We start from the raw sequence: 10,872 nt of genomic DNA on the forward strand, positions 1-10,872 counted from the left end.
GGATGAGCCCATGGCAGCGATCTCGGGGGGAAAGACCTACCACCACGGCGATCTGCGCAACGCGCTGATCTGCGCCGCCGTCGACCTCGCCACCGAGGGCGGCCCCGAACGGGTCGTCCTGCGCGAGGCGGCCCGCCGGGTGGGCGTCTCGCCCACCGCCGCCTACCGGCACTTCGACGGCCGCGGCGAACTCCTCCGCACCGTCAGGACCCACGCCCGGTGTGCGCTCGCCGACGCCATGGAGCGCGCCGCGGGCCGCGAGCCCGGGGCGGACGACCCCGCCCTCGCGGCGGAGCGCAGGCTCGCCGCCCTCTGCCGGGGGTACGTCGGTTTCGCCGTCGACCAGCCCGGCCTCTACCGGGCCGCGTTCTGCGTGCTCCGCCCGGACGGAACGGCCGGACCGATGCCGGAGCGGCAGGTGCCCGAACCCGAGATCCGTGCCTTCACCCTGCTCCGCGACGCCCTTGAGGGCCTCGCCCGCGCCGGCACTCCGCGCCCGGCCGTCCGCCCCGCCGCCGGTGCCGCAGCGTGGTCGGCCGTGCATGGACTGTCACTTCTCCTGCTCGACGGGCCGCTTCGCCGCCTTCCCGTGCAGCGCAGGAACGCCGTCGTCGAGACCACCCTCGCCATGGTCGTCTCCGGCACGCGCGCCCTCTGACCTCCTCGGTAAGCCGAACTGCCTTGCGGTGCCCGAGCGTTGACGACTCGTACGGGTGAGGTCCGGGACGCCCGGCACCCCGGAATGGCGACAGCCGTCGTACAACGTAAGCTGGACCGGTCTGTTTCGCGGCAAGTAGGGCGATACCCCACGACCATCGGGCCTCCGGGCGACGGCTCTACGGGCAGGGGTCGGCGGCGTGTCCGAAATAGGATGGATTGACTCGGCAGTGTAGAACGGGAGACGTGACGGCCATGACGCAGAATCTCCAGCTCCACGAGGGTCTCGCCGTCCCTCCGTCGGGCAGTGACCTGTGACGGACACCCGGCAGGCGCGCATCGACGCCTCCTCGCGCACCACCCTCGGCAAGGCCGCGGACGAGAACTTCCCCGTGGCGCCGTTCTTCCTGCCCCGGGCCTGGCGTGACGACCTGATGGCGGTCTACGGCTTCGCCCGCCTCGTCGACGACATCGGGGACGGCGACCTCGCCCCCGGCGGAGCCGACGCCCGCCACCTCGGCCTCGACCCGGCGACGGCACAGGACCGGCTCGCCTTCCTCGACGCCTTCGAGGCCGACCTCCACCGCGTGTTCGACGGCACCCCCCGCCACCCCCTCCTGCGCGGCCTCGTGCCGACCGTGCGCCGGTGCGGCCTCACCCCCGAGCCGTTCCTCGGCCTGATCGCCGCCAACCGCCAGGACCAGCAGGTCGCCCGCTACGAGACGTACGACGACCTCCTCGCCTACTGCGAGCTCTCCGCCAACCCCGTCGGGCGGCTCGTCCTCGCCATCACGGGCACCGACACCCCCGAGCGGATCAGGCGCTCCGACGAGATCTGCACCGCCCTCCAGATCGTCGAGCACCTCCAGGACGTCGCCGAGGACCTCGGCAACGACCGCGTCTACCTCCCCGCCGAGGACCTCAAGCGGTTCCACGTCACCGAGAGCGACCTCGCCCTGCCCACCGCCGGCGCCTCCGTCCGTGCGCTGATCGCCTTCGAGGCCGCGCGGGCCCGCGACCTGCTCCACGCGGGCACCCCGCTCGTCGGCAGCGTCCACGGCCGGCTCCGACTCCTCCTGGCGGGCTTCACCGCCGGGGGACTCGCGGCACTCGACGCGATCACCGACGCCGGACACGACGTGCTGACCGGCCCACCGAAGGCCACCAAGCCGAGCCTGATGCGCCAGGTGGGAGCGGTCCTGCTCCGGGCGCGGAGAGAGGGGTGAGCGCGACCGTGGAGGCACAGCCCCAGCCGTCCGCACCGGTACTGGCCGCCTACAGCTACTGCGAGGCGGTCACCGGACAGCAGGCGCGGAACTTCGCCTACGGAATCCGGCTGCTGCCGACCGAGAAGCGCCAGGCGATGTCCGCGCTGTACGCGTTCTCCCGGCGCGTCGACGACATCGGCGACGGCGCCCTCGCGCCCGAGGCCAAGCAGGAACGCCTGGAGTCCACCCGCGAGCTGCTCGACCGGGTCCGCGCCGGGAAGATCGACGAGGACGACACCGACCCGGTCGCCGTCGCCCTCGCCGACTCGGCCCGCCGCTTCCCGATCCCGCTCGGCGGACTCGACGAACTCATCGACGGCGTCCTCATGGACGTGCACGGCGCGAGCTACGAGACCTGGGACGACCTCAAGGTCTACTGCCGCTGCGTCGCCGGGGCGATCGGCCGGATCTCGCTCGGGGTCTTCGGCACCCAGCCCGGCGCCCCGGGCGCCGACCGCGCCCCCGAGTACGCCGACACCCTGGGCCTCGCGCTCCAACTCACCAACATCCTCAGGGACGTACGCGAGGATGCCGGGAACGGGCGGACCTATCTGCCCGCCGACGACCTCGCCAAGTTCGGCTGCGGTGACGGCTTCGGAAGCGAGAAGCCGCCCGCCGGCGCCGACTTCGCCGGGCTCGTCCACTTCGAAGTGCGGCGCGCCCGCGCCCTGTTCGCCGAGGGCTACCGGCTCCTGCCCATGCTCGACCGGCGCAGCGGCGCCTGTGTCGCCGCCATGGCCGGCATCTACCGCCGTCTCCTCGACCGGATCGAACGCGACCCCGAGGCCGTGCTGCGCGGCCGCGTCTCGCTGCCCGGCCGGGAGAAGGCGTACGTCGCGGTGCGCGGCCTCTCCGGCCTGGACACCCGTACCGTCGCCCGGCGCACCGTCAGGAGGCGCGGCTGATGCCCCGGTACCCCGCCGCCTCCGCCCGCCGGGCAACCCCGGGTGCCGCACCGGCGTCCCTGCCGTGGGCGGCCCGGGTCATGACGAACCCGACCGCGACCACCCCGACCGCGACGACCCGAACGGAGGCCGTGTGACCCACGAAGGAACCGAGCAGCATGCCCGGAAGCCCCACGCCGTGGTCGTCGGCGGCGGGCTCGCCGGCATCACCGCCGCGCTCCAGCTCGCCGAGGCCGGCGTCGGAGTCACCCTCCTCGAAGGCCGGCCCCGGCTCGGCGGCCTCGCCTTCTCCTTCCGCCGGGGCGACCTCACCGTCGACAACGGCCAGCACGTCTACCTGCGCTGCTGCACCGCCTACCGCTGGTTCCTCGACCGGGTCGACGCCGCCCGGCTCGCCCCGCTGCAGGACCGCCTCGACGTCCCCGTCCTCGACGTCGGCCACCCGCGCGGGCCGCGGCTCGGCCGGATCCGCCGCGACAAGCTCCCCGTACCGCTGCACCTGGCGCGCAGCCTCGCGACCTACCCGCACCTCTCGCTGGCCGAGCGGGCCTCCGTGGGCCGGGCCGCGCTCGCCCTGAGGAAGCTCGACCCCGCCGACCCGGCGCTCGACGGCATCGACTTCGCCACCTGGCTCGGCCGGCACGGCCAGTCCCCGCGGACCGTCGACGCGCTCTGGGACCTGGTCGGCATCCCCACCCTCAACGCCCCTGCCCCGCAGGCCTCCATGGGGCTGGCCGCGATGGTCTTCAAGACCGGTCTCCTCTCCGAGCCCGGTGCCGCCGACATCGGCTGGGCCCACGTCCCGCTCGGCGAACTCCACGACACCCGGGCCGCGAAGGAGCTCGACGCCCTCGGGGTGCGCACCGCGCTCCGTACCAAGGCCGAGCGGATCTCCCGTACCGACGACGGGCGTTGGGCCGTCGACGTACCCGGCGAGACGCTCGTCGCGGACGCCGTCGTCCTCGCCGTACCGCAGGAGGAGACGCACGGCCTGCTGCCCGAGGGCGCCCTCGACGACCCCGACCGGCTCCTCGACATCGCCACCGCGCCCATCCTCAACCTGCACGTGATCTACGACCGCAAGGTGCTGAAGCGGCCGTTCTTCACCGCTCTCGGCTCGCCGGTGCAGTGGGTCTTCGACCGCACGGACTCCTCAGGGCTCACCGGCGAGGGCCAGTACCTCGCCGTCTCCCAGTCCGCCGCCCAGGACGAGATCGACGAACCCGTCGCCGCCCTGCGCGCCACGTACCTCCCGGAGCTGGAGCGGCTGCTGCCCGCCGCGCGCGGCGCCGGGATCCGCGACTTCTTCGTCACCAGGGAGCGGACGGCCACGTTCGCCCCCACCCCGGGCGTCGGCCGGCTCCGCCCCGGCGCCCGCACCCAGGCACCGGGGCTCTTCCTGGCCGGGGCCTGGACCGCCACCGGCTGGCCCGCGACCATGGAGGGTGCCGTCCGCAGTGGTTTCAGCGCCGCGGGTGCCGCGCTCTCCGCCCTCGGCCGCCGCCATGACCATCCGCTGCAGGAGGCGGCATGAGTGTGATTACCGGAACAAGAGGAGAGACCGTGCCGACTGTGCCGCCGGGTCATCCGGCCGTCGACACCGCGGACGTGTCCGCACTGCTGGAGCGGGGGCGGACCCTGTCCACTCCCGTACTGCGGGCGGCCGTCGACCGCCTCGCACCGCCCATGGACACCGTGGCCGCCTACCACTTCGGCTGGATCGACGCGCAGGGCAACCCCACGGCGGGGGACAGCGGCAAGGCCGTCCGCCCCGCGCTCGCCCTGCTGTCGGCCGAGGCCGCGGGCGTCGCCCCCGAGGTGGGGGTCCCCGGCGCCGTCGCCGTGGAGCTCGTCCACAACTTCTCGCTGCTGCACGACGACCTGATGGACGGGGACGAGCAGCGCCGCCACCGCGACACGGTGTGGAAGGTGCACGGCCCCGCGCAGGCCATCCTGGTCGGCGACGCCCTGTTCGCCCTGGCCAACGAGATCCTGCTGGAGCTCGGCACGGTGGAGGCCGGCCGGGCGACCCGCCGGCTCACCACCGCGAGCCGCAAGCTCATCGACGGCCAGGCCCAGGACATCTCCTACGAGCACCGCGAGCGGGTCACCGTCGAGGAGTGCCTGGAGATGGAGGGCAACAAGACCGGCGCCCTGCTCGCCTGCGCGGTCTCCATCGGTGCGGTCCTCGGCGGGGCCGACGACCGCACCGCCGACAAGCTGGAGGAGTACGGGTACCACCTCGGGCTCGCCTTCCAGGCCGTCGACGACCTGCTCGGCATCTGGGGCGACCCGGAGGCCACCGGCAAGCAGACCTGGAGCGACCTGCGCCAGCGCAAGAAGTCCCTGCCGGTCGTCGCCGCCCTCGCCGCCGGCGGGCCCGCGTCCGAGCGGCTCGGCGAACTGCTCGCCGCGGACGCCAAGTCCAACGACTTCGACTCCTTCTCCGAGGAGGAGTTCGCCACCCGCGCGGCCCTCATCGAGGAGGCCGGAGGACGCGAGTGGACCTCCCAGGAGGCCCGCCGCCAGCACACGATCGCGATCGAGGCCCTCGACGAGGTCGACATGCCCGCCCGAGTGCGGGCGCAGCTCGTCGCGCTGGCCGACTTCGTGGTCGTACGGAAGAGATGATCACCATCACCCTGATATGAGTTCGCGGTCGCCGGCCGGTGCCATCCGGCGCCGGCCGACGGCAGACCCGTAGAAGCAGAAGTAACCGACTGCGCAAAGGGGAAGCCATGACAGCGACGACCGACGGAAGCGCCGGGGCCGTGGGCCCCCGGGCAGCCGCGGCCAGCACGACGAACGACCCCCGACAGGGTGGTGCCGCCGCGTCGGGGCCCGGCGGGACCGCCCCACCCGACGCGTCCGGCCTCGACGGGGCCGCCGCGCGGGCGGCGGAACGGGCCGCCGGGCATCTGCTCGCCCGACAGGACCCCGAGGGCTGGTGGAAGGGCGACCTGGAGACCAACGTCACCATGGACGCCGAGGACCTCCTGCTCCGCCAGTTCCTGGGCATCCTCGACGCCGGCACCACGCACGCCGCGGCCCTCCACATCCGCCGCGAACAGCGGGACGACGGCGCCTGGGCCACCTTCTACGGCGGGCCCGGCGACCTCTCCGCCACCGTCGAGGCCTATGTGGCCCTGCGGCTCGCCGGAGACCCGCCCGAGGCCCCGCACATGGCCCGGGCCTCCGCCTGGGTCCGCGCCGGCGGCGGCATCGCCTCCGCCCGGGTCTTCACCAGGATCTGGCTCGCCCTCTTCGGCTGGTGGCGCTGGGAGGACCTGCCCGAGCTGCCCCCGGAACTGATCTTCCTGCCCAAGTGGTTCCCGCTCAACATCTACGACTTCGGCTGCTGGGCCCGGCAGACCATCGTGCCGCTCACCGTGGTCTCCGCGAAGCGCCCGGTCCGCCCCGCGCCCTTCCCGCTCGACGAGCTGCACACCGACCCGGACCTCCCCGACCCGCCGCGGCCGCTCGCCCCGGTCACCGGCTGGGACGGGCTCTTCCAGCGCCTCGACAAGGCACTGCACGTGTACCACCGGGTGGCGCCGCGCGCCGTGCGCAGGACCGCGATGAACCAGGCCGCGCGGTGGATCATCGAGCGCCAGGAGAACGACGGCTGCTGGGGCGGCATCCAGCCGCCCGCCGTCTACTCCGTCATCGCCCTCCACCTCCTCGGCTACGACCTCCAGCACCCCGTCATGCGGGCCGGACTCGAGTCGCTCGACCGGTTCGCCGTGTGGCGCGAGGACGGCTCGCGGATGATCGAGGCCTGCCAGTCGCCCGTCTGGGACACCTGTCTCGCCACCATCGCCCTCGCCGACGCCGGGCTCGCGCCCGACCACCCGGCCCTGGTGAAGGCCGTGGACTGGATGCTCGACGAGGAGATCACCCGGACCGGGGACTGGGCCGTACGGCGGCCCGGACTGCCCCCGGGTGGCTGGGCGTTCGAGTTCCACAACGACAACTACCCCGACATCGACGACACCGCCGAGGTGCTCCTCGCGTTCCGCAGGGTCAGGCACCCCGACGCCGCCCGGCTGGAGGCGGCCGTCGCCCGGGGCACGCGATGGACGCTCGGGATGCAGTCCAAGGGCGGCGCCTGGGGCGCCTTCGACGCCGACAACACCAGCGCCCTCCCGAACAAGCTGCCGTTCTGCGACTTCGGCGAGGTGATCGACCCGCCCTCCGCGGACGTCACCGCCCACGTGGTGGAGATGCTCGCCTTCGAGGGACTGGCGCAGGACCCCCGTACCCGCCGGGGAGTCGAGTGGCTGCTCGCCGCACAGGAGCCGAACGGCGCCTGGTTCGGCCGCTGGGGCGTCAACCACGTGTACGGCACGGGCTCGGTGCTCCCCGCGCTCACCGCGGCCGGGCTCCCCGTCTCCCATCCGGCGATCCGCCGGTCCGTCCGCTGGCTCGGGTCCGTCCAGAACGAGGACGGCGGCTGGGGCGAGGACCTCCGCTCGTACCACGACGAGGCGTGGATCGGGCGCGGCGCCTCCACCGCCTCCCAGACCGCCTGGGCGCTGATCGCCCTCCTCGCCGCCGGCGAGCGGGACTCCGAACCCGTCCGCCGGGGCGTGGCCTGGCTGGCCGAGACCCAGCGCGAGGACGGCTCCTGGGACGAGCCGTACTTCACGGGCACGGGTTTCCCCTGGGACTTCTCGATCAACTACCACCTCTACCGTCAGGTCTTCCCGCTCACGGCGCTCGGACGCTACGTGTACGGAGAGCCCTCGCCCGGCGAGGCCCGCTGATGGGGCGCGAGCCGGGCCCCGGCGCCCCACCGCCGCTGCTGATCGCCTGCGCCCTCGGCATCGAGCAGCTCGCCCTGCGCAGCGGGGTCCGGGCCGGCGCCCCCGGGCCCGTCAGCGTGCTCCGTACGGGCATGGGGCCCGACCGGGCCCGCCGGGCCGTGTCCCGGGCCCTCGGTGCGCCCGGATGGCAGGACGCCGCCGTGATCGCCTCGGGCTTCTGCGCGGGGCTCGCCCCCGGGATGCACCCGGGGGACCTGATCGTCGCCGACGAGACGCGTGGTCCCGATGGCACGATCTCCTGCACCGGGACCGATCTCCTGGTGAAGGCCCTGGTCAGGGCCGTGCCCGGGCGGGCCGTCCACACCGGGCCGCTGACCGGCTCCGACCACGTGGTGCGCGGGCCCGAGCGGGCCGCGCTGCGCGCCACCGGCGCCATCGCCGTCGACATGGAGTCCGCCGCGACGCTGGGGACGGCCCGCGGCGGTCCGGGGCCGGACGCCCGCCCGGTTGCGGCCGTCCGGGTGGTCGTGGACGCTCCAGAACATGAACTGGTCCGGATCGGCACGGTACGCGGGGGAATATCGGCCTTCCGTGTTCTTCGTGCCGTCCTTCCCGCATTCTTCGAATGGCACCGTTCTTTGCTGCTCCCCAGGAGGTGAGCGAGTTATGGCCATGCCGCTCCGTCAGTCCATCCGGGTCGGGACCTACCTCATCGAACAGAAGCTCCGCAAGCGTGAGAAGTTCCCGCTGATCGTCGAGCTCGAGCCGCTGTTCGCCTGCAACCTCAAGTGCGAGGGCTGCGGAAAGATCCAGCACCCGGCAGGTGTCCTCAAGCAGCGCATGCCGGTCGCCCAGGCGGTCGGCGCCGTCCTCGAGTCCGGCGCCCCCATGGTGTCCATCGCGGGCGGCGAGCCCCTGATGCACCCCCAGATCGACGAGATCGTGCGCCAGCTGGTGGCCAAGCGGAAGTACGTCTTCCTCTGCACCAACGCGATGCTGCTGCGCAAGAAGCTGGAGAACTTCACGCCCTCGCCGTACTTCGCCTTCGCCGTCCACATCGACGGCCTGCGCGAGCGGCACGACGAATCCGTCGCCAAGGAAGGCGTGTTCGACGAGGCGGTGGCGGCCATCAAGGAGGCCAAGCGGCGCGGCTTCCGCGTCACCACCAATTCGACCTTCTTCAACACCGACACCCCGCAGACCATCATCGAGGTGCTCAATTACCTCAACGACGACCTCCAGGTCGACGAGATGATGATCTCGCCCGCGTACGCGTACGAGAAGGCCCCCGACCAGGAGCACTTCCTCGGCGTCGAGCAGACCCGCGAACTCTTCAAGAAGGCCTTCGCCGGCGGAAACCGGCGCCGCTGGCGGCTCAACCACTCGCCGCTCTTCCTGGACTTCCTGGAAGGAAAGGCGGACTTCCCGTGCACCGCCTGGGCCATTCCGAACTATTCGCTCTTCGGCTGGCAGCGACCCTGCTATCTCATGAGCGACGGATACGTCCCCACGTACCGCGAACTCATCGAGGACACCGACTGGGACAAGTACGGCCGCGGCAAGGACCCGCGCTGCGCCAACTGCATGGCGCACTGCGGCTACGAGCCCACCGCCGTCCTGGCCACCATGGGTTCCCTCAAGGAATCCCTGCGCGCGGTCAGGGAGACCGTGTCCGGGAACAACGGGTGAGCGACCGGGGAAGGGTGACCGTCCATGAAGCCGGTGACCGCCCATGAAACGGGTGAGCGACCGTGAAGGGTGAGTTCGACCTGCAGGCGCTGCTCGCCGAGCGCGGCGGCGAGCGGTACGAGCTGCACGCCCGCTATCTCAACCACCAGCTGCCGCGCATGCTCCACACCATCGGCTTCGACAAGGTGTACGAGCGGGCCGAGGGCGCCCACTTCTGGGACGCCGACGGGGTCGACCACCTCGACATGCTCGCCGGCTTCGGCGTGATGGGCCTCGGACGGCATCACCCCGTCGTCCGCAAGGCCCTCCACGACGTCCTGGACGCCCAGCTCGCCGACCTCACCCGCTTCGACTGCCAGCCGCTGCCCGGGCTCCTCGCCGAGCGGCTGCTCGCCCACAGCCCGCACCTCGACCGGGTCTTCTTCGGCAACAGCGGCACGGAGGCGGTGGAGACCGCCCTCAAGTTCGCCCGGTACGCCACCGGGCGCCCCAGGGTCCTCTACTGCACGCACGCCTTCCACGGGCTGACCACCGGCTCCCTCTCCGTCAACGGCGAGAACGGCTTCCGGGACGGCTTCGCCCCGCTGCTGCCCGACACGGCGATCGGGCTCGGCGACCTCGAAGCCCTGGAGCGGGAGCTGCGCGGCGGCGACGTGGCCGCCTTCGTCGTCGAACCCATCCAGGGCAAAGGCGTCCACGAGGCTCCGCCGGGGTTCCTGCGGGCCGCCCAGGAGCTGCTGCACCGGCACGGGGCGCTGCTCATCGCCGACGAGGTGCAGACCGGCCTCGGCAGGACCGGCGACTTCTACGCGTACCAGCACGAGGAGGGCGTCGAACCCGACCTGGTCTGTGTCGCCAAGGCGCTCTCCGGCGGCTACGTGCCGGTCGGCGCCACCCTCGGCAAGGACTGGATCTTCAAGAAGGTCTACTCGTCGATGGACCGGGTCCTGGTCCACTCGGCGAGCTTCGGATCGAACGCCCAGGCCATGGCGGCCGGACTCGCCGTCCTCTCGGTCATGGAGGACGAGGGGACGGTCGCGCACGCCCGCCGGATCGGCGACCTGCTCTCCGGGCGGCTGAAGGAGCTCGTGCCCCGGTACGAGCTGCTCCACGAGATCCGCGGGCGCGGCCTGATGATCGGGATCGAGTTCGGCAGGCCGTCCTCACTGGGACTGCGTGGGCGCTGGACCATGCTCCAGGCGGCCCGGAAGGGACTCTTCGCCCAGATGGTCGTCGTGCCGCTGCTCCAGCGGCACCAGATCCTCACCCAGGTCTCCGGGGATCATCTGGAGGTGATCAAGCTGATCCCGCCGCTGGTCGTCGACGAGGCGGACGTGGACCGGTTCGTCACCGCCTTCACCGCGGTCATGGACGACGCCCACGGTGGCGGCGGGCTGATGTGGGACTTCGGGAAGACCCTGGTGAAACAGGCCGTCGCGCAGCGCTGACCGTACGACCCCGGGCTTTTGCCTCTGAGGCAAGAAACTTGCCTCAGAGGCACGATCCTGGCGGAATGGACGCATGGACCACGTCCCCGGGGACACCTCCCCGGACCCCGTCACCCCGGCCCCCGGCGCCGCCGGCCCC

General features: G+C 72.6%; 9 protein-coding genes. All 9 read left to right on the forward strand.

What is annotated here, in order from left to right:
• Positions 1-10: 10 nt before the first annotated feature.
• The 9 genes from AOK00_RS12965 (at position 11) to AOK00_RS13005 (ending at position 10,733) form a co-directional block, all read left to right on the forward strand.
• Positions 11-658: a TetR/AcrR family transcriptional regulator gene (locus AOK00_RS12965; RefSeq protein ID WP_055600462.1), complete on the forward strand. Its 648-nt coding sequence runs from the start codon at positions 11-13 to the stop codon at positions 656-658.
• Between the two features lie 313 nt (positions 659-971).
• Positions 972-1,883 (forward strand): squalene synthase HpnC, encoded by a 912-nt coding sequence (gene hpnC / locus AOK00_RS12970; protein WP_055600463.1) that lies wholly within the window; start codon positions 972-974, stop codon positions 1,881-1,883.
• Positions 1,880-2,830 (forward strand): presqualene diphosphate synthase HpnD, encoded by a 951-nt coding sequence (gene hpnD, locus AOK00_RS12975; RefSeq protein WP_055600464.1) that lies wholly within the window; start codon positions 1,880-1,882, stop codon positions 2,828-2,830. Before hpnC ends, hpnD begins: the two co-directional genes overlap by 4 nt.
• 133 nt (positions 2,831-2,963) lie before the next feature.
• Positions 2,964-4,364 (forward strand): hydroxysqualene dehydroxylase HpnE, encoded by a 1,401-nt coding sequence (gene hpnE / locus AOK00_RS12980; RefSeq protein ID WP_055600465.1) that lies wholly within the window; start codon positions 2,964-2,966, stop codon positions 4,362-4,364.
• Positions 4,361-5,461 (forward strand): polyprenyl synthetase family protein, encoded by a 1,101-nt coding sequence (locus AOK00_RS12985; protein WP_173861555.1) that lies wholly within the window; start codon positions 4,361-4,363, stop codon positions 5,459-5,461. Before hpnE ends, AOK00_RS12985 begins: the two co-directional genes overlap by 4 nt.
• A 107-nt stretch (positions 5,462-5,568) precedes the next feature.
• Positions 5,569-7,596 (forward strand): squalene--hopene cyclase, encoded by a 2,028-nt coding sequence (gene shc / locus AOK00_RS12990; RefSeq protein ID WP_055600467.1) that lies wholly within the window; start codon positions 5,569-5,571, stop codon positions 7,594-7,596.
• Positions 7,596-8,255: a phosphorylase family protein gene (locus AOK00_RS12995; protein ID WP_055600468.1), complete on the forward strand. Its 660-nt coding sequence runs from the start codon at positions 7,596-7,598 to the stop codon at positions 8,253-8,255. Before shc ends, AOK00_RS12995 begins: the two co-directional genes overlap by 1 nt.
• A gap of 7 nt (positions 8,256-8,262) precedes the next feature.
• A complete protein-coding gene (gene hpnH / locus AOK00_RS13000; RefSeq protein WP_055600469.1) occupies positions 8,263-9,285 on the forward strand; it encodes an adenosyl-hopene transferase HpnH in 1,023 nt (340 codons plus the stop codon).
• A gap of 62 nt (positions 9,286-9,347) precedes the next feature.
• Entirely contained in the window at positions 9,348-10,733 is a 1,386-nt protein-coding gene (locus tag AOK00_RS13005) for an aspartate aminotransferase family protein (protein ID WP_055600470.1), read from the forward strand.
• The last annotated feature ends 139 nt before the right edge of the window (positions 10,734-10,872 follow it).

This window comes from Streptomyces aureus (assembly GCF_001418135.1).
GTDB classification, from domain to species: domain Bacteria; phylum Actinomycetota; class Actinomycetes; order Streptomycetales; family Streptomycetaceae; genus Streptomyces; species Streptomyces aureus_A.

Excerpts from the sequence above, each read along its gene's own strand:
- AOK00_RS12965 (WP_055600462.1), top strand. The coding sequence starts at position 11 with ATGGCAGCGATCTCGGGGGGAAAGACCTACCACCACGGCGATCTGCGC.
- AOK00_RS12985 (WP_173861555.1), top strand. The coding sequence starts at position 4,361 with ATGAGTGTGATTACCGGAACAAGAGGAGAGACCGTGCCGACTGTGCCG.
- shc (WP_055600467.1), top strand. The coding sequence starts at position 5,569 with ATGACAGCGACGACCGACGGAAGCGCCGGGGCCGTGGGCCCCCGGGCA.
- AOK00_RS12995 (WP_055600468.1), top strand. The coding sequence starts at position 7,596 with ATGGGGCGCGAGCCGGGCCCCGGCGCCCCACCGCCGCTGCTGATCGCC.
- hpnH (WP_055600469.1), top strand. The coding sequence starts at position 8,263 with ATGGCCATGCCGCTCCGTCAGTCCATCCGGGTCGGGACCTACCTCATC.